Below are 17,016 nucleotides of genomic sequence, written 5' to 3' on the forward strand. Positions count from 1 at the left end.
CAAAATAAAACAATAGATTCCTTTAGCAACACTTATGATCTTGTCCAATAGCTAAACCGCTAAAAGACAGAGGACCAACAACGTCTGCACTAGCAGAACTTGTAAGGTTTTCCACAGTTAAAGAATATTCGTGAGTCCCGCAGCTAACATTTTGATCTATAGCTTGAAATGTTTGTGCGTAGAATTGCTCAGAATCTGTAGATTCAATCCCTACTTGAGCGTTGAAGATTTCTGTACTGTCACGGAAAATTCGGAATAAAATTTGTGAAATATCAGTTATACCTTTAACTCCAACTGTAGCAATTAATTCTACTCGATTATTACGTGAATTTCTTCTTGAAATTTTTAATTTAATATTTGCTAGAATTGCTTTATTTGGAGAATGGGGAATTACAAAAGTTGTTTCACCCGTTTTATTTATTGGTTGAGTAGCTTGGTAATCAATGATATGAGTCATGTTCGTCACCTCCTCATATACTAAAATATGAAAGTAACGATGAATTAGTTTGGACATATACTAGAAGATGTTAATAGAATTGAGAATAAGGCTGAATATAGGGCGATAATATAAAAGCATCAAGAAAGAGTCACAATACTGTGAGTTGTTTCTTAATGCTGTTTGTACATTAGGCAGAATATTCTTCTTTACGTACTTCGAAGAATTCATTCCGGCGTAAGTAATTAAAAATTTTCTCTGAAACCTCTTTTTCCTCGGATATTAAGAAACGATGATCAAAAGCATAGAAAGATTGACCTTTAATTAGTTTTACGTAGTATATTTTACACGCCTCCTCAAATTTTGGATTATGACGTACCTTATATTATGATGGCCGATCTGACTGTTAATAATACTTAAAGTTTCAAAGGATAGGAGTACATATTTAAGAATACAATGAAATAGCTTACAAATTTGTAAGCTTAATGTCATCTTTTCCGATAGTTAAAATTAACCAGTATCTTCTATACTAAAAATAAGTTTCATAAAACAAAGGGGGAGAAAGATGGAGGAAGTAATTGGAGAAGTTGTAGCAGGAATTTGTGAATTTGTAGTTGAAGTTACGGTGGATGTTTTAGGAGATTTAGTTTCCGGAAATGATGAAGAGAAAGAAACATTATAAAATTTGTAAAAATTTTAAAGATAAACAATGTATAAAAGCTGATTTCTAAAGGGAAGTCAGCTTTTATATTTTTTACATTATATTAATAATATTTAAATATTCATCTGTTATGATGTTAATGAAACCAATAAAGGAGCCGATTGATATGAATATGCCTGATTCTAGTAAGATTGTGGCGAATATAAATGAAAAGGAATATCACTTTATTGTTCGTATACATCCACTTGCAGGAAAGATTATAGCGCTATTTGAAAATGGGAAAGAATATGGTTTGCTTGATAAGCAAATCGCTAGTAGGAATAAATTTATTAGGTCAGAACTTAATAAGTTGGAGCATTTCAACATAGATATTCTTTATGATAGTCCTGGGTGGATATGGATTGGCATGGATCAATATGGATTCCATGCAAGAGAGGCTACTAATAGCGAAGTAGAAGTTTTTGTGAAGTTACAGGGGGATTAAGTTATTTAGACGTGTAAGAAGATCCTCAAATATAAGAGATACTTTGTGAGGTTGTGGGATAAGTTCCCATAACCTTTTTTGTTTTATACTTAAAAATAAAAGAGTTAAATGATTTTGATAGAAGGACTCTAATACAAGAGATAAGCCTAAAAGAGGATTTGAAATTATATAAAGAGAACTTATAAATTAAATATAATACTTTATAGAAAGAAGATGATAAAAATGAGTAAAGAAGAACTTATGAAACAACAATTTGGTAGTAATGCAGAGAAGTATGTGAAAAGTAAAATTCATGCAAATGGACCGGATTTACAATATGTAGTTCAGCAAGTTGAAACTCGTCATAATACTCGTCTTCTTGATATTGCTACTGGTGGTGGACATGTTGCAAATTTGTTAGCCCCAATGTTTAAAGAGGTAGTCGCTCTTGATTTAACAGAAAAAATGTTAGAAAAAGCAAAAGGTTTTATAGAAGGGAACGGGCATGAAAATGTATCATTTGTAGCAGGAAATGCAGAAAATTTACCATTTGCTGAAGAATCCTTTGATACAATTACATGCCGAATTGCAGCACATCACTTTGTTGATCCTTTGCAATTTATTTCTGAAGTACATCGAACGTTAGAAGATAATGGATTATTTATATTAATTGATAATGTTTCACCAGAAAATAATGAATTTGATACATTTTATAACTTTATCGAAAAGAAGCGAGATCCAAGCCATGAACGAGCTTTGAAAAAAACCGAATGGATTACTTTATTAGAAAAACAAGGTTTGCAAATGCAGTCATGTCATACTTTTGACAAGAAGTTCGATTTTGATTGGTGGTGCGATATGATGGATGTACCTATGCAAAAACGTGTAAAGCTAACAGAGTGTATGATGAAAACATCAAATGAAATGCAGGGGTTTTTCAAAATTCAATTTGAAAACAATAAAATAGAATCGTTCTATACTGAAATGGCACTGTTCGTATGTAAAAAAAGTTCAACATTAAAAAGATAAATTTCTTGCAGTCTTTCTGATGTACGATATACTTAGTACAGAGAAAATGAGAATTGAGGAATAGCAATAATGATTCGTGTACGTATTGAGGGAACTGAGGAAGAGATGCTTGAATTTTTAGAGAAAATGCCTGACATTCCTGGGTTTGAAAAAACACATATGAGAGAACCGAGAAAAGGGAATAACCCGAAATATGATTCAAGCAAAAATGTACTAGCATATTTATCTTATAAGAAGATTGAAGTCGCCAATAAATAGGCGGCTTTTTTAATTATCTCCGTTTCACCGCCTTGTCTTTTTCGCATAATAATGATAGTAGATTATGCTGGAGAGGGGTGAGAAAAGTTAATAAAAAAATAATCTTTTTCGGAGATTTTGGTATTGATGATGCAGTAACGTTAATTTATGCGAATAAAACATGCAAATTAGATATTATAGGTATCGTTGCAGAGTATGGAAATGTGTCAAGAGAAATTGTAACGGAAAATGTTTATTTTTTAGAAAGATACTATGCTACAAAAGTGAGGATTATTGAAGGTGCCAGTAGACCGATGACAGCTGAAGAACCTTTATTTTTTCCTGAAATTCATGGGGATCACGGTTTAGGGCCAATTATTCCACCGAAAATGAGAATTTGTGAAAGAGAAAATTTTTGTGAATTGATTAAATTAATTGAGCCTTGTCCAGAAGATATTATTATAGTGGCGACGGGACGATTAACAACACTTGCAACATTATTTTTATTGTACCCCAATTTAATGAATCGAGTATGTTCTTATTATATAATGGGCGGTGCTTTTCTATTTCCGGGTAATGTTACACCTGTATCAGAAGCTAATTTTTACGGTGATCCAATTGCCGCGAATATCGTTATGAAATATGCGCAAAATGCTACTATATACCCGTTAAATGTAACGCAGCGCGCTCTTATTACTCCTGAAATGGTCGATATTATTGATAAAGAAGGAACAGGACAGGCGAAACTTATTAAGCCAATGATCGATTTTTATTACGAAAATTTTTACAAAAAAGAATATCCAGGTATTGCTGGGAGTCCGATTCACGATTTACTTCCGTTCATTTCATTTATAAATGATGATATTTTTGAATATAAAAAATCAGCAGTTTGGATAAGTACGACAAATGATGTAACGAGAGGGCAAAGTGTTGCAGATTTTAGAAGAATAGCTGAGCCAACGACGTTTGATAATCGTCCTATACAAAGAATTGCCGTTGAATTTAATTATCAAGCGTTTAAAGACGAATTTATGAGAACAATATTGAAGCCAGATTGTCCTTAATATGTTGAGCAGATTTGAATGATTTTCATAAGACGAATAACTTACGAAAAATGTAACATAACTAATGGTAAGCAATTGTTTCTGATTATAATTTTATTGTTCAAAAATAAAGGAGGTAAATATATGATTTGGTATTTAATCGTCGGTGGTATTTTAGGATGGTTTGCAAGTCTGATTACTGGAAAGGATGTACCGGGCGGTGTAATTGGTAATATTATTGCTGGTATTATCGGTTCTTGGCTTGGTTCGTTATTACTTGGTAAATTCGGTCCTGTTATTGGCGGCTTTGCAATTATTCCAGCTTTAATAGGTGCAGTAATATTAATTTTTATTGTGAGCTTCTTATTACGAGCTATACGGAAATAAATAATAAGGGGCTGTTTACATTTGTGAGCAGTCCCTTTGTATTATGTTGTTTAATCTGTTATGCTACTTTTATACAATCAGGAGGTGTCAGCATTGAAATCATTTACAGTAAATTTTCATCAAGAGGATAATGCAAAGGCAACAACAGTACATAAATTAAGTGAAGAGGACTTCGAGAAAGCAACAGAAACAGGTACTCGTCATCTATTTGATTTAGATACAAACGTTGGTTTCTTCGTATTCTTTGATGCTGAAGATGCAGAAGGAAACGAGCAATACTTAATGTTACAATATGAAGGAGATCATGAAGAACCAAGTGCTTGCTACGGATTTGATTTGAAATTGTTCTATCAATTTTTAGCACTATACTTAAATGATCTTGAATTCCAAGGTGAGACAAATGAAGAAGAGGAAGAAAATGGTCCAATTCATCATTTAGCGCACTTACTTTACCATATTGTTGAAGATGGTAAATCTATCGAAGTATAAAATACATATTTGAAGCTGTCCTTTAATAGGGCAGTTTTTTTAATTTTATTAAGATATTATTTCAAGTGCCATTCCCTCAAGCCTTATAGGTTAAACAAGTTGAGAGTGGAAATTCAATCGTTACGGGGGCTGTTTATTCCCTCCATGTTTCAGTCGCAACACTTCTGTTATAATTAGCGTAATTAAATTCATGGAGGCTATATCTATGCTCGTAGATGTAAAACATTTTATTAAAACAGCAGGACTAACTATTATCACATCATTAAGTGGAGATAATACATTTGCTCACAATTTTGATAATGTAAAAAGTACTTTTTCTACATATTTAAAGAAGTTAAGATTCACCTCTTGATTTCATTTTTAGAGCAGTATTTAATAGTAGATTTATAGGCGATTGGAAATTCGGAATACGTATAGTAAAATGAGGTTGTAAGACAGGGGTTAAAGAACAAGAAATTGGGTGGTTCTGATTCTCGTTCTTGTCATATTATTAGGTCCTTGAAAAGTCTTGGTTTGGTCGCCAAGGCTTTTTTATGTTTAAGATAGGAATAAAGCAGTTGGTACAAGTGTTAAATTACTGTCCTATTTTAGTTTTTAGGATTATGATGAATGCTTTGATTTACATAACAGAAAATAGATTTCTGGTAGCGACAAATGGTTTGATTAAATTCAAGAACAAAAGGGAAAGATTTATCTTTCTGTTAACAAGTAAAACAGTCTTTTACTGAGTAAAGGGTTCTGTAACAGGTTAAATCTAAAGAAGTTATTGATTGAAAATAAAAAGCATGACAATTTTATGTCATGCTTTTTATTTATATACATCAAATTTAAATACTATAAGCATATACGATTTAATGAATAATTTGGTGTGATTTAACACATATAACTTTATTTTCTCATATCCAACTCCATATATAATTTCCACATGTACCACAGTAGAATATACGTTACTTTATTAATATAAGAAAGATTCCTTAACCTCATTTTATTATTAAGGATAGCTAGATTATGTTTGCGAACGATATCATATCGGACGATCAAGTGTCTTAAAATTCATTTATTAATATATTTAACGCTTTTGATTTTATTCTTTCATACTCCATAGCTTCAGTGAGTTCAGCAGCAAGCAATGGTGATTTTCTGACGTATTTTTCACGGATTACATCATATAATTCGTATGGAAATAGCATATCAATAAACATGATTTTTTTTTGCTCGGCTGTTAAAGGAGAAACTGATTCATATGCATTAATCATAATGTTAAATTGGTCTTCGTTCCATGTACCTGTTGTATCTAATAAAGGAATAATCATTTTGCGTAAATCCCGAATCGGTAGATCGAACGAAACGGTATCTAAATCAATTACCCAAATTTGATTATTCGTATCCAGTAAAGAGTTTCCTGTTCCATAATCCTGGTGACATAAATTGGGGGATGCTCGTAATTCTTCTGTCCACTTTCGATATTCAGACTCTAATAAACGTTGATAAGTAAGTTTTGCTTCTGTAATAAAAGGATCGATTTCAGCTAAGTATAGTTGTGAAAAAGGGTCATCAATCAAGGTTTTAGATAGGTTTTTCCAAACCTCCATCTGTTGAAATCTTTTAATATAATGATTAGGCCAACGACCTAATTTTGTAAAGATGGGTATACCTGGTGGTGGCTTATAACCAATAGAAGCTAAGTGAAAATCTGCTAATCCCTTCATAATCATTTCAAGATCTTCTTGCATAGTCAGTTCAAAAGGTCTACCTTCAATCCACTCGTATAAAACAAATAAAAATGGACCGTGTTTTGTATAGAGTTGCTCCTTTTTATTAGGAATTATATTTGGAACACGCATGCCTTTTTTAGAAAGATAATCTTGAGCATGAATTGAAAATAAAGCCTTCTTTTCAGGGCGATGAATTCTCTTTAAACAAAAGGGTCCATCTGAAGTATGAATTTTCCACACTAGAGCAAGTTGCCCACCTTGTATAAGTTCGATTGTAGTTGTATGAATATCCCAATGTTTAATCATGCTTTCTGCTAATGATATTAATTTTTGCTCCTCTTCAGGTGATAGTATATATTCCGCTTCCTTATTGTGAATTTCCAAATATGTCACCATCCTTTTGTATTCTCTTATTACTTTATGGTGCATGGCCGTTTTTGTTTGAGGTATTCGCCTATCAAACAAAAAAGTGACGTTTTTCCTAATTTAATTGTAAAGAATAGAAAAAACAATGAATAATTCACAATGATAAAACTTATTCCGTAACATATATTGAAAAGAATTGTATTTTTATGAAATAGGGAGGGAAAAGAATGAAAATTGCAATAATTGCTACTGAAAAGCTACCAGTACCTGCCGTGAGAGGGGGTGCTATTCAAATTTATATAGGTTCCGTCGCCTCCATTATTGCTTCTAAAGGAAATGATGTAACAGTTATCTCCATTACGGATCCAAATTTAAAAACGGAAGAAAAAAAGAGTGGTGTAAGATATATACGCTTTGCAGAAGAGGGTTATCTTCATGATATTCTTGAACATTTGAGAAATGAGCAATATGATGTGATTCATTTATGTAATCGCCCTAATTGGATTGCGTTTTTAAGTGAAGTGGCAACAAATACAAAATTTGTATTAAGTGTGCATAATGAAATGTTCGCATATGAAAAGATGAGTGATCAAGAAGGTGAAGCATGTATTAAAGCTGTTTCGAAAATTGTAACAGTTAGTGATTATATTGGAGAAACGATTACCTCGCGCTTTAAGACAGCAAAGTCTAAAACAAAAACAGTATATTCAGGTGTAGATTTAAATGAATATTATCCGGCTTGGACTGTAAATGGAAAAGAGATTAAACATTATGTAAAGAAAGAGTTGAATTTGCAAAATAAAAAGGTGGTTTTGTTTGTTGGACGTCTGAGTAAAGTGAAAGGACCTCATATTTTGCTACAAGCTCTCCCTAAAATCATTGAAAAAAACCCAGAAATTGTAATGGTTTTCATTGGATCAAAATGGTTTGGTGATAACAATGTAAACAATTATGTAAAACATTTATATACATTGGGAGCAATGTTTCAAAATAATGTAATCTTTATCAAATTTGTTAAGCCTAAAGATATTCCAACACTGTACGCTATGTCAGATCTTTTTGTTTGTTCTTCTCAGTGGCAGGAACCTCTTGCTAGGGTACATTATGAAGCAATGGCGGCGGGGTTACCAATTATCACTAGTAATCGAGGTGGTAATCCTGAAGTAATTGAAGAAGGAAAGAATGGCTATATTGTCAATGATTTCGAGAATCCTGATGCATATGCAGAGAAAATTATTAATCTATTAAATAATGAATCTAAGAGAGAGCAAATGGGGAAATATGGACGTTCGAAAGTTGAAAAGGATTTTGGTTGGAATCGCGTTGCCATGAATTTAATTGGAGTATATAAGGAAGTGCTATAGAATTCAAGAGGAGGATGAAGAGAATTGGAAGAAATAGCTGGATTAGAGAAAGAACATTTAAATAGAATCCTTAGTTTTTATCCATTTGAGGTAAATAATATTATTCTGCAATCAAGTAGAAGTGGGAGAACTGTTTGGGAAGTGGAGACAAATGAAGGATTAAAAATATTAAAACAAGCACATATGAAACCAAAAAGAATGTTATTTATTGCTGGAGCACATTTACATCTTTTTCAAAAAGGATTGCCAATCACAGAAATGCATAAAACAAATAGAGGAGGAGTTTGTATTGGAGCTGATGAGTATGCATATGTATTATATGATAAACATCAAGGAAAAGAAGTAATTTATTATAATAAAGAACAAATGGAAAAGGTGCTTATATATGCAGGTAAGTTTCATCAAGCATCAGAAGGATATCTCCCACATCAAGAAAGTAAAATGAGAAGTCGATTAGGAAAATGGCATAAGTTATATAGATGGAAATTACAAGAATTAGAAGGCAACAAAAGAATTGCACAATCTTATCCAAATGACGTGTTTTCAACAATGTTTTTAGAATATGTTGATAAAATGATTGCTCGTGCCAAAAGGGCATTACAAGAAATTGATGAACCATTTTATAACGAATGGACAAAGCAAGTAATTGCATCTAAAAGTTTTTGTCAACAAGATTTTACATTGGCAAGATTTGAGGAAATAGATGATTCTATTTTTATGAAGGAGTTACATTCTATTACAAATGATTTACCAGTAAGAGATTTACGTATTATTTTAAATAAAGTAATGAAAAAAATGTCAGTTTGGGATATTAATTTAGTGATTCATATGCTGAGTGCTTACGATTCAGAAAATCCATTATCAGAAAAACAATATCGCATACTTTGGACGGATTTAACGTTTCCACATTTATTATGTTCGATTGCACATAAATATTATTTAGGGCAAAAGCGTTCGTGGTCGGATGAAAAATATATTTGGGCATTACAAAATATAATTGCACTTGAAGATTCTAAAGAGGAATTTTTATCTCGATTTTCAGATATTTATGACGAAATCAAGAATAAAAGTGGAGGAGGAAGAAAATGAAATTAGAACCGGAAGAAATAGTCATACCTATTTTAGATTTAGAAAAATTTATGTTTTCTCCACCAGGGCCAATGGGATGGGAAATGTCAGAATATGAGCAAACACTAGAGAAACAAAAAGAAATTGTACTTGATGAATCATCTATATTAGAGAATTTAGCAATTATTAAAGACATAGAATTAGTCGAGTTACCTACAATGGGATTACTAGAGTTAGAAACAATAAGCAGTAAAACAACAACAACAATAGATAAGGACGTTAATGATGAAATAAATGATGGGGATATTCAAATCGTTGAAGAGGAAGCAGTACAATCGGATTTTATTGCTACTGAACCAGAAAAACCAAAAATAAAAATACAAATTATTACACCTAACGAGCCATTAAAAAGACCATGGATAGCTGAAATTTTAAAACATTTCAAGGAAAAAGAATAATGAAAAGTCCGCAATTACAACAATCATTTTATACTTTCTAGCATATTTTAAATATAAATCAAATAAGGGAGGAGTTATGTAAATGGCTGATGTAAAAAGAGCAAAAATAAAAATAGATTTTGAGAATGGCTTTAGTATTAATTCTGATCAAGATATACAAGAGGTATTAAAACTTTTGGCTGAAGTTATTCAATCTGGAGCACATACTGGTGTAGAGGTAGAAGTTCAATATATTGATGAAACAGAAATAACTTTTACTGATGAAGACGAAGACGAAGAAGACGAAGACGAAGAAGAAGAAGAAGACGAAGACGAAGAAGACGAAGAAGACGAAGAAGACGAAGAAGACGAAGAAGACGAAGAAGAAGACGAAGATGAAGAAGACGAAGAAGATGAAGAAGACGAAGAAGACGAAGAAGACGAAGAAGATGAAGAAGACGATGAAGAAGAAGAAGAAGAAGAAGACGAAGAAGAAGACGAAGAAGATGAAGAAGACGAAGAAGAAGACGAAGAAGATGAAGAAGACGAAGACGAAGAAGACGAAGATGAAGAAGACGAAGAAGATGAAGAAGACGAAGAAGACGAAGAAGAAGAAGACGAAGATGAAGAAGACGAAGAAGATGAAGAAGACGAAGAAGACGAAGAAGAAGAAGAAGACGAAGAAGACGATGCATAAGACAAATCCCCCCTTTATATTAGGGGGGATTTGTCTTATGCTTTTGTTCATTTTATGAAATTTATATACTAAATAAGAGGTTGAAGTAAAGTGGGAATTTAGTTGCTGAGGTTTCAGTAAAGGATAAATATATTCTTCAGTAAGTTTAACTTTCTCACGCATTAACGGCCTGTAAAAATCCGAGTGTTTCAACTAGTAATCAGTGGAGTAAAAAAACACTGATTAAAGTTTTTCTTTATATAATTTGAATTTTAAGTGGTCGCATTAGATTTTTTACAGGTTGGTGTGTTGGTATTGTAACTTGTTTATATACTTGTTTTAACTTATTAGCTGTATGCATAAATGTAAAGTTTTTTTCAACAATCTGTCTGCCATTTTGAGCCATCAGTTTTGCGAATTCTGGTTGAGATAGCAAACCTTGGATAAGCCTAGAAAACTCTTTCGGGTTATTATATTGTTCAATTAAACAGCCGTTATGTTCATCTGTTATAACTTCTGCATTTCCACCACGGTTTGTTGTAATGATAGGGGTTCCAGCAGCCATTGCTTCATAATGAACACGTGCTAATGGCTCATGCCATTGCGAACTGCAAACAAATATATCTCCCATTAAAAATATATTATGAATTTGATCTGCTGGAATAAATTTAGTGAAAAGCACGTGTTCTTTAATAGGTTTAGCGAGACTATGCAATTTTTTAATATATTTATTTACTCCGTTATCACTAAACCATTTACCTCCAACTATAACGAGTACCGCATCTTTATGGGCTTTAATAACCTCTTTCATAGAATGGATGAGTATATCTGGTCCTTTATTTTTTGTCAATCTACCGACAAATAGAATTACCTTTTTATCTTGGATAGCGTATTTTTTCCGAAATTCGTTTCTAATTTTTTGTCCGTTGGGAGTCCAAATTGGAGGAGATGTTTTTATATTTACACCAGAGTAGACGATCGAAATTTTATGTTCAGCTTGTGGGAATCTTTCAATTACTGTTTCTCTAATATAGTTACTAACCGTAACGATAGCTGTAACCATTTCAATAATTAGGTTGCCTTCAAGGAAAGATATTTTGTGTTCAGCAAACATATCATTATGAAGACCTAATACAAATTTACTGCCTGGAGAGGCTTGTTTATATAGGAGGATATTTTTTGGACGATTAAAAACGTGTATAATATCAAAAGCATTGGATTGAAGTGCTTTTATAACATTCTGCTCATATTCTATTTGAGGGAAATACATGTAATGAATATTATTTTGTGTTGATTGTTTTGGAAGACTTGGGTCTGAAATGGAAAAAATAGTGAGGTCGAATTCTTGACATATATAGGGGGATACTCCATCAATCATCATTTGAATTGCACCACCTCTAATTGCTGGAGAGGGTAATTTTTCAGTACATATATATGCGATTTTCATGAACTAGTCTCCTTTATAAAGTTGTTTTATATACTTATATTCTGCTTCCAATCCATTAGCTAAAGAAATAACTGGATGATATTGTAATAATTTATTAGCCTTAGATATATCTGCCCATGTTTGTTTTGGTTCGCCAGGAATTGATTTTAGAAAAATTTTATGTGCTGATTTACCTGATATTTTTTCTAGTGTAGAAATGATATTTAAAATGGAAGATCGTTCTGTTCCACCGATATTTATAACTTCTCCTACTATATGTTCGCTTGTCTCTAAAGCAGCTATGGTTCCTTGTATACAGTCATCGATATAAGTAAAATCACGTGTTTGTGTTCCATCACCAAATATTGTGAGAGGTTTATTTTCTAGTATTTGTTTAATTAATCTGTGGAATGCCATGTCAGGTCGTTGTCTGGGTCCATAAACTGTAAAATATCTTAAAATCACAATTGGTATTTGAAAATTTTTGTGGTAAATATGACATAGGTGTTCACTACTTAATTTTGTGACACCATATGGAGAAAGGGGATTCGGTAATAAGTTTTCAGAAACCCTCCCGGATTTTTCTCCATAAACAGAAGATGTTGATATCTGAATGAATTTCTCTAACTTTACCTTTTTACATGCTTCAAGTAAATATTGTGTAGCAAGTATATTATTGGTTACATAAGGATCGAAATCCTTTCCCCAGCTTGTTCTTACGCCAGGGATAGCAGCTAGATGATAAACGACTTTTACATCTTTTAAAAGCTTGGGTAAATCTGTAGTTAATATATTTTCTTTTATAAATTGAAATCGTGGATTCGTTTGAAGGGTCTGAATATTATCTATTTTTAAGGGTATTGGGGTAGGACCAATAAAGTGATCAATTCCAACTACATGATATGACTTGTTTTTAAGTAATGCTTGACATAAATGAGAACCAATAAAACCGGCGGCGCCTGTTACAAGTATTTTCATGAACGACCAACTCCTATATAGCGTAAACCGTACTGCTCTATTTCATCTTTATCAATACAATTTCGTCCATCCACAATTGTGCATCCTTTCATTAATTGTTTGACTTCTTGCCAATTAAGTTTTTTAAATTCGTCCCATTCTGTGGCAAGAATAATACAATCAGAATTTGTGATTGAGGATTGTAGTTTTTTATGTTGTGTAACTTGTTTATTCAAATGCGGAGGAAGAGCAGCTTTTGGATCATACGCATGAAGGTTGTAACCAAGAGGAAGTAATTTTTCAAGAAGTTCTACAGCAAGTGAATTACGAATATCATCAGTGTTTGGTTTGAAGGAAATTCCTAAAATAGTTATTTTTTTTGAAGATGGTACTTTTATAGTATTTTTAATTTTTTCAACATAGAGGTCAATCTGTGTAGAATTAATGGATTGTACAGCTTGCAAAATAGGAACTGTTATCTGTCTATCATTTGCTGTATATATGAGTGAATGTAAATCTTTTGGGAAGCACGATCCTCCATATCCCATTCCTGCTTGGAGAAAATGGGGATTAATTCGAAAGTCGTAGCCGATTCCTTTTGCCACTTCATTAATATTAATGTGATAAGCGTCACAAATCCGGGCGATTTCATTTATAAAAGATATTTTTGTAGCCAAAAATGCATTGGCTGTATATTTAATCAGTTCAGCTTCGTTTAAACCCGTACAAAGGAATGGAGCATTAATCTTTTTATATATATTCTGCATAATTTCTAATGACTTTGTGTCATTTTTTTGGATACCAATAATAGTTCTATCCGGAATAAGCATATCTTGAACAGCAGATCCTTCACGGAGAAATTCAGGGTTAGAAACAATATTAAATAGGGATGACGGTACACCATTTTTTATGAGCATTTCATATAGATGTTGATTCGTTCCAGGTGGAACTGTACTTTTAGTAATAATTGTTTTATACTCTTTTATTTCAGGAACTAGTAGGTCAATAACAGAGTATAAATATTTTAAATCTGTCTTTCCACTGGGGGTAGAAGGTGTTCCTACAGCGATAAAAATAACTGATGATTGTTGTATAGCTAGACTAATATCATGCTGGAATTTCAATTGTTTTCGATTTTTGTAAATAAGCTCTTTTAAACCTGGTTCGTAAATTGGGCATTCTCCCCCTTGGAGAGCTTGGATTTTATTATAATTTTTGTCTACACAAATAATAGAATGACCTAAATCGGCTAAAACCGCCGCCGATGTGAGTCCAACATAGCCAGATCCTATAATACATATATTCATACGGCAAATCACCTTTCTGAAGTTAGTACTAGTTTTTACAGTATATTAGTGGACAAGTTAGAATGGTGACATATGAAAAGGCCTATTCATACAAGCGATGTGAGATAGGAGCCTTTTTTAAATTTGTGATGCGCGGTTAAGGGTTCTATTGAATATAATATTGAAAATATGTTGAAGAAGGGGGGAGAGAGGAATGATAAAAAAAGCGATCATTCCAGCTGCTGGTTATGGTACAAGGAGTCTTCCTATTACAAAGGTAGTTCCGAAAGAAATGTTTCCAATAGGTAATAAACCTGCAATTCATTATATTGTAGAAGAAGCTATGAAGTCAGGTATTGAACAAATATTAATTGTTCTTTCAAGTAGAAAGAACTTAATAGTTGATTACTTTGATTATTCATTAGAACTAGAGGCATTTTTAGAAAGGGAACAAAAAGTCGAATTGTTAAAAAAATATAATATTCCTAACATTCAAATCCATTATGTAAGACAGCCGTATGCGAGAGGGCTTGGTGAGGCAATAAAATTAGGAGAAACATTTATTGGTAATCATCCTTTTGCTGTGCTTTTGCCGGATGATATCATAATTTCTGATAAAGAAACTGCCTTAAATCAATTAATTAAGATATACGAAGAGACAAAAAGTAGTGTATTAGGTATCCATACAGTACCAGATGAAGATTTAGGGAGATATGGAATTGTAAATGGGAATAGTGTTAAAGCAGATTATATTCAGATTACAAATATTGTTGAAAAACCAAAAGTAAATCCTCCATCTAATCTTGCGGTGATTGGACGCTATATTTTTACGCCAAATATATTCCAGTTGCTAAAAAAGGTTGAGCCTGGACATGGAGGTGAGTATCAACTAACTGATGCAATAGAGTCTTTGCTTATGACTAAGAACGTGTATGGCAAAATTATTGATGGAAAAAGATTCGATATTGGACAAGAAAATGATTATATTCAACTTCTTAATTTTATACATGAAAAAAATAGAACAAACATGAATTGAAATGGTGTGAAATTTCTTAATATACATGAACTTAAAAAATTCCAATGTGGATATACGCTTACTTAAATCATTGATAGTACAGGAATAAAGCGAAATATGATTTTGAACTCAAGAAAACCTCAATGTATTTTCTACTTCATACCGTGCAAATGAGATTATTAATAACTGTATATAATAATGGGATATGAAAAAGTTCTTTATTAAAATGTGGTATGTATACTACTTTTTAATAAAGAACTTTTTTATGTAACGACAATTTTTCTGTTTTTTTATTTAAATTGAATTTTTAAACAACTACTTTTAAGTTACAGTAGAAGGATTGTAATAAGTAATGAGAGAAGGTGTATACAAGGAGATGAATGAGATGATTAACAATACAATTCCAAGCTTTTTGAAGCTTTTGGAAAGCGATGATATAGGATTACATGACTTGAACAAATATTATGATATGTACCCAGAAGCCTTCGAAGAGTATTTTAATTATCATTGTCCTAAGAAGGAAGAACGTCTTTCTAGTGCAATTAAAAAGTATCCTGAAAAACTAGAAGACATTCGTATTATTTCGGGAATTTTACCATCTATTATTCAAGAAATTAGTGAGGAGTATCGCATTCAATTTGGTTTTAATATAGATTTGACTTTTCATCTATTTGTAGGTGGATTTGGTTCCAATGCATTTGTAGAAAGAGATATTATGGGGGATATATTTCTTGCGGCAGAAAAATTATCTCCTGAAAGGGAGCATCTTCGTGTTATCGTTGCCCATGAAATCGGTCATATATATCATAATTTCGTATTGCAAGAGAGTGGAATGGATTGGACTAAAGCACAATGGACTGATGCAGCGGTTAGTTTATATCGTGAGGGAGTCGCGACATATTTATCGCAAATAATAGCTAAAGGATTAAGTAAATCAGTCTATTATTCATATGATAATGATGGTGACGATTGGTTGTATTGCTATGAAGAACATAAAGATCAAATTAAGAAACATTTTTCACAAGATTATGTTAAAGGGTGGACAGATGAAAAAGAGAAAGAATGGTTCCGTTTATCAGGAGGGACCTATTTCGGATACAACCGACTTGGTTATTTTTTTAGGAACATCATATATAGATTATATAGTCCATACTTTCGGAGAAACCGAAGCACTTACTTTTTGGAGCAAAAATAATTTGAAGAGTAGTGTTATGGAATGGTTGCAAAAGTGAATATGTTGAAGAGGGAGGCTGAAAATGATGAAAGTATACATGAAAGTGCTTATAGCATTCCTAACTTTAACGTGTGTAGCGGCTTTAACCGCGTGTAATGACGCTGAGGAAAAGAAACAAACTAATTCAACATCAGAAAATAGTACGGAAAAAAAGAGCGATACGTCAGAAACGGGTAAAAAGAATGAGGACACCGCTTCGAAAAAAGAGAAAGAGTCTGTGGAAAAACCAAAAGGTCAAGATTCGGTAAAACCTTCAACGGAGTCTAATACGAAAAATACAGTGCTTAATCAAAAATCAATTAACCATGTAAAAGATTTATTTGAGCAAGCGAAAGAAGGTAAAGTACCTAACGTACCATATGCAGCACATACAGGTGACATCGAGGAAATAGAAAAAGCGTGGGGAAAAGCAGATAAAACTGATCAAGCGGGGAACGGGACGTATGCGACTTTTACAAGTAAAAATGTGGCATTTGGCTTTAACAAAGGATCTCAAGTCTTTGACGTTCGCTCATATCATTCAGAACTCAAATCAATTACGTTGCAAGAAATCGAAAAGGCTTTAGGAAAACCAGCGTCTGTTAAATTAAATGGTAATGATAAAATTTATGTTTATAAAGTAAATGACCAGTTTGAATTAAAATTCGTAATTCCAAAATCAACTGGTAAAGTACATCATATTTCTGTGTTTTCACCGGAGGATAGTATTAATAAAATGGCGGGTTAA

Annotated in this window: 19 protein-coding genes and 1 pseudogene; 14 read left to right on the plus strand and 6 right to left on the minus strand. The window is 32.5% G+C overall.

Features of this window, described 5'->3' with window-relative positions; all coding sequences use genetic code 11:
• Nucleotides 1-22: 22 nt before the first annotated feature.
• Nucleotides 23-457 carry an exosporium protein ExsC gene (exsC, locus tag MKX77_RS10065; protein ID WP_341306509.1) on the minus strand — a complete coding sequence of 145 codons (435 nt, stop codon included), beginning with the start codon at nucleotides 455-457 and terminating at the stop codon, nucleotides 23-25.
• A gap of 169 nt (nucleotides 458-626) precedes the next feature.
• Nucleotides 627-779, minus strand: coding sequence for a YqbF domain-containing protein (locus tag MKX77_RS10070; RefSeq protein WP_078176551.1), 153 nt, complete (start codon nucleotides 777-779; stop codon nucleotides 627-629).
• A gap of 484 nt (nucleotides 780-1,263) precedes the next feature.
• Here MKX77_RS10070 and MKX77_RS10075 point away from each other — a divergent pair, with 484 nt between their 5' ends.
• The 7 genes from MKX77_RS10075 (at nucleotide 1,264) to MKX77_RS10105 (ending at nucleotide 5,097) form a co-directional block, all read left to right on the plus strand.
• On the plus strand, nucleotides 1,264-1,581 hold the full coding sequence (locus MKX77_RS10075) for a hypothetical protein (protein WP_341306510.1): 318 nt from the start codon (nucleotides 1,264-1,266) through the stop codon (nucleotides 1,579-1,581).
• Nucleotides 1,582-1,803: 222 nt separating this feature from the next.
• The gene (locus tag MKX77_RS10080; RefSeq protein ID WP_341306511.1) at nucleotides 1,804-2,589 is read left to right on the plus strand and encodes a class I SAM-dependent methyltransferase; all 786 of its coding nucleotides are present in this window, start codon (nucleotides 1,804-1,806) and stop codon (nucleotides 2,587-2,589) included.
• A 69-nt stretch (nucleotides 2,590-2,658) separates the two neighbouring features.
• Nucleotides 2,659-2,847: a DUF3970 family protein gene (locus tag MKX77_RS10085; protein ID WP_002110407.1), complete on the plus strand. Its 189-nt coding sequence runs from the start codon at nucleotides 2,659-2,661 to the stop codon at nucleotides 2,845-2,847.
• 77 nt (nucleotides 2,848-2,924) lie between these two features.
• Nucleotides 2,925-3,890, plus strand: coding sequence for a nucleoside hydrolase (locus MKX77_RS10090; RefSeq protein WP_341306512.1), 966 nt, complete (start codon nucleotides 2,925-2,927; stop codon nucleotides 3,888-3,890).
• A gap of 123 nt (nucleotides 3,891-4,013) precedes the next feature.
• Nucleotides 4,014-4,256, plus strand: a complete 243-nt coding sequence (locus tag MKX77_RS10095; RefSeq protein WP_002110405.1) for a GlsB/YeaQ/YmgE family stress response membrane protein — start codon at nucleotides 4,014-4,016, stop codon at nucleotides 4,254-4,256.
• Between the two features lie 93 nt (nucleotides 4,257-4,349).
• Nucleotides 4,350-4,745 (plus strand): cytosolic protein, encoded by a 396-nt coding sequence (locus MKX77_RS10100; protein WP_215553378.1) that lies wholly within the window; start codon nucleotides 4,350-4,352, stop codon nucleotides 4,743-4,745.
• A 205-nt stretch (nucleotides 4,746-4,950) separates the two neighbouring features.
• The gene (locus MKX77_RS10105; RefSeq protein ID WP_016101212.1) at nucleotides 4,951-5,097 is read left to right on the plus strand and encodes a hypothetical protein; all 147 of its coding nucleotides are present in this window, start codon (nucleotides 4,951-4,953) and stop codon (nucleotides 5,095-5,097) included.
• 694 nt (nucleotides 5,098-5,791) lie between these two features.
• Here the strand turns inward: MKX77_RS10105 and MKX77_RS10110 are convergent.
• Entirely contained in the window at nucleotides 5,792-6,856 is a 1,065-nt protein-coding gene (locus MKX77_RS10110) for a CotS family spore coat protein (protein WP_341306513.1), read from the minus strand.
• Between the two features lie 197 nt (nucleotides 6,857-7,053).
• On the opposite strand from MKX77_RS10110, the gene MKX77_RS10115 reads away from it, so the two are divergent.
• The 4 genes from MKX77_RS10115 to MKX77_RS10130 all read left to right on the plus strand — a co-directional run bounded on the left by MKX77_RS10115 (nucleotide 7,054) and on the right by MKX77_RS10130 (nucleotide 10,392).
• Nucleotides 7,054-8,190, plus strand: coding sequence for a glycosyltransferase family 4 protein (locus tag MKX77_RS10115; RefSeq protein WP_341306514.1), 1,137 nt, complete (start codon nucleotides 7,054-7,056; stop codon nucleotides 8,188-8,190).
• Nucleotides 8,191-8,214: 24 nt separating this feature from the next.
• The gene (gene cotS / locus MKX77_RS10120; RefSeq protein ID WP_113735619.1) at nucleotides 8,215-9,279 is read left to right on the plus strand and encodes a spore coat putative kinase CotS; all 1,065 of its coding nucleotides are present in this window, start codon (nucleotides 8,215-8,217) and stop codon (nucleotides 9,277-9,279) included.
• Nucleotides 9,276-9,716, plus strand: a complete 441-nt coding sequence (locus MKX77_RS10125; protein ID WP_341306515.1) for a hypothetical protein — start codon at nucleotides 9,276-9,278, stop codon at nucleotides 9,714-9,716. The genes cotS and MKX77_RS10125 overlap by 4 nt, the downstream gene beginning before the upstream one ends.
• A gap of 82 nt (nucleotides 9,717-9,798) precedes the next feature.
• Entirely contained in the window at nucleotides 9,799-10,392 is a 594-nt protein-coding gene (locus MKX77_RS10130; RefSeq protein ID WP_341306516.1) for an AAA family ATPase, read from the plus strand.
• A gap of 235 nt (nucleotides 10,393-10,627) precedes the next feature.
• On the opposite strand, the gene MKX77_RS10135 is transcribed toward MKX77_RS10130, so the two are convergent.
• From MKX77_RS10135 to MKX77_RS10145, 3 genes are read right to left on the minus strand one after another with little or no spacing between them, the layout of a single operon-like run.
• Nucleotides 10,628-11,818 carry a glycosyltransferase family 4 protein gene (locus tag MKX77_RS10135; protein WP_341306517.1) on the minus strand — a complete coding sequence of 397 codons (1,191 nt, stop codon included), beginning with the start codon at nucleotides 11,816-11,818 and terminating at the stop codon, nucleotides 10,628-10,630.
• A gap of 3 nt (nucleotides 11,819-11,821) precedes the next feature.
• The gene (locus MKX77_RS10140) at nucleotides 11,822-12,775 is read right to left on the minus strand and encodes an NAD-dependent epimerase/dehydratase family protein (protein ID WP_341306518.1); all 954 of its coding nucleotides are present in this window, start codon (nucleotides 12,773-12,775) and stop codon (nucleotides 11,822-11,824) included.
• Nucleotides 12,772-14,061 carry a UDP-glucose dehydrogenase family protein gene (locus tag MKX77_RS10145; protein ID WP_341306519.1) on the minus strand — a complete coding sequence of 430 codons (1,290 nt, stop codon included), beginning with the start codon at nucleotides 14,059-14,061 and terminating at the stop codon, nucleotides 12,772-12,774. The genes MKX77_RS10140 and MKX77_RS10145 overlap by 4 nt, the downstream gene beginning before the upstream one ends.
• 193 nt (nucleotides 14,062-14,254) lie before the next feature.
• Between MKX77_RS10145 and MKX77_RS10150 the strand changes: the two genes are divergently transcribed.
• From MKX77_RS10150 to MKX77_RS10160, 3 genes and pseudogenes are all read left to right on the plus strand, one after another.
• The gene (locus tag MKX77_RS10150; protein ID WP_063219704.1) at nucleotides 14,255-15,076 is read left to right on the plus strand and encodes a UTP--glucose-1-phosphate uridylyltransferase; all 822 of its coding nucleotides are present in this window, start codon (nucleotides 14,255-14,257) and stop codon (nucleotides 15,074-15,076) included.
• A gap of 364 nt (nucleotides 15,077-15,440) precedes the next feature.
• Nucleotides 15,441-16,287 (plus strand): annotated as a pseudogene (locus MKX77_RS10155) (DUF5700 domain-containing putative Zn-dependent protease).
• A 24-nt stretch (nucleotides 16,288-16,311) separates the two neighbouring features.
• A complete protein-coding gene (locus MKX77_RS10160) occupies nucleotides 16,312-17,016 on the plus strand; it encodes a YjgB family protein (RefSeq protein ID WP_341306520.1) in 705 nt (234 codons plus the stop codon).

The sequence above is a fragment of the Bacillus sp. FSL R9-9410 genome (assembly GCF_038050385.1).
Taxonomy (GTDB): Bacteria; Bacillota; Bacilli; order Bacillales; family Bacillaceae_G; genus Bacillus_A; species Bacillus_A cereus_U.

What these genes read in the sequence shown, in the direction of transcription:
- MKX77_RS10145 (WP_341306519.1), bottom strand. Translation starts at nt 14,061, where the DNA reads ATGAATATATGTATTATAGGATCTGGCTATGTTGGACTCACATCGGCG.
- MKX77_RS10075 (WP_341306510.1), top strand. Translation starts at nt 1,264, where the DNA reads ATGAATATGCCTGATTCTAGTAAGATTGTGGCGAATATAAATGAAAAG.
- MKX77_RS10105 (WP_016101212.1), top strand. Translation starts at nt 4,951, where the DNA reads ATGCTCGTAGATGTAAAACATTTTATTAAAACAGCAGGACTAACTATT.
- MKX77_RS10125 (WP_341306515.1), top strand. Translation starts at nt 9,276, where the DNA reads ATGAAATTAGAACCGGAAGAAATAGTCATACCTATTTTAGATTTAGAA.
- MKX77_RS10115 (WP_341306514.1), top strand. Translation starts at nt 7,054, where the DNA reads ATGAAAATTGCAATAATTGCTACTGAAAAGCTACCAGTACCTGCCGTG.
- MKX77_RS10160 (WP_341306520.1), top strand. Translation starts at nt 16,312, where the DNA reads ATGATGAAAGTATACATGAAAGTGCTTATAGCATTCCTAACTTTAACG.
- MKX77_RS10080 (WP_341306511.1), top strand. Translation starts at nt 1,804, where the DNA reads ATGAGTAAAGAAGAACTTATGAAACAACAATTTGGTAGTAATGCAGAG.
- MKX77_RS10135 (WP_341306517.1), bottom strand. Translation starts at nt 11,818, where the DNA reads ATGAAAATCGCATATATATGTACTGAAAAATTACCCTCTCCAGCAATT.
- MKX77_RS10140 (WP_341306518.1), bottom strand. Translation starts at nt 12,775, where the DNA reads ATGAAAATACTTGTAACAGGCGCCGCCGGTTTTATTGGTTCTCATTTA.
- MKX77_RS10150 (WP_063219704.1), top strand. Translation starts at nt 14,255, where the DNA reads ATGATAAAAAAAGCGATCATTCCAGCTGCTGGTTATGGTACAAGGAGT.
- MKX77_RS10110 (WP_341306513.1), bottom strand. Translation starts at nt 6,856, where the DNA reads ATGGTGACATATTTGGAAATTCACAATAAGGAAGCGGAATATATACTA.
- MKX77_RS10130 (WP_341306516.1), top strand. Translation starts at nt 9,799, where the DNA reads ATGGCTGATGTAAAAAGAGCAAAAATAAAAATAGATTTTGAGAATGGC.
- exsC (WP_341306509.1), bottom strand. Translation starts at nt 457, where the DNA reads ATGACTCATATCATTGATTACCAAGCTACTCAACCAATAAATAAAACG.
- MKX77_RS10085 (WP_002110407.1), top strand. Translation starts at nt 2,659, where the DNA reads ATGATTCGTGTACGTATTGAGGGAACTGAGGAAGAGATGCTTGAATTT.
- MKX77_RS10095 (WP_002110405.1), top strand. Translation starts at nt 4,014, where the DNA reads ATGATTTGGTATTTAATCGTCGGTGGTATTTTAGGATGGTTTGCAAGT.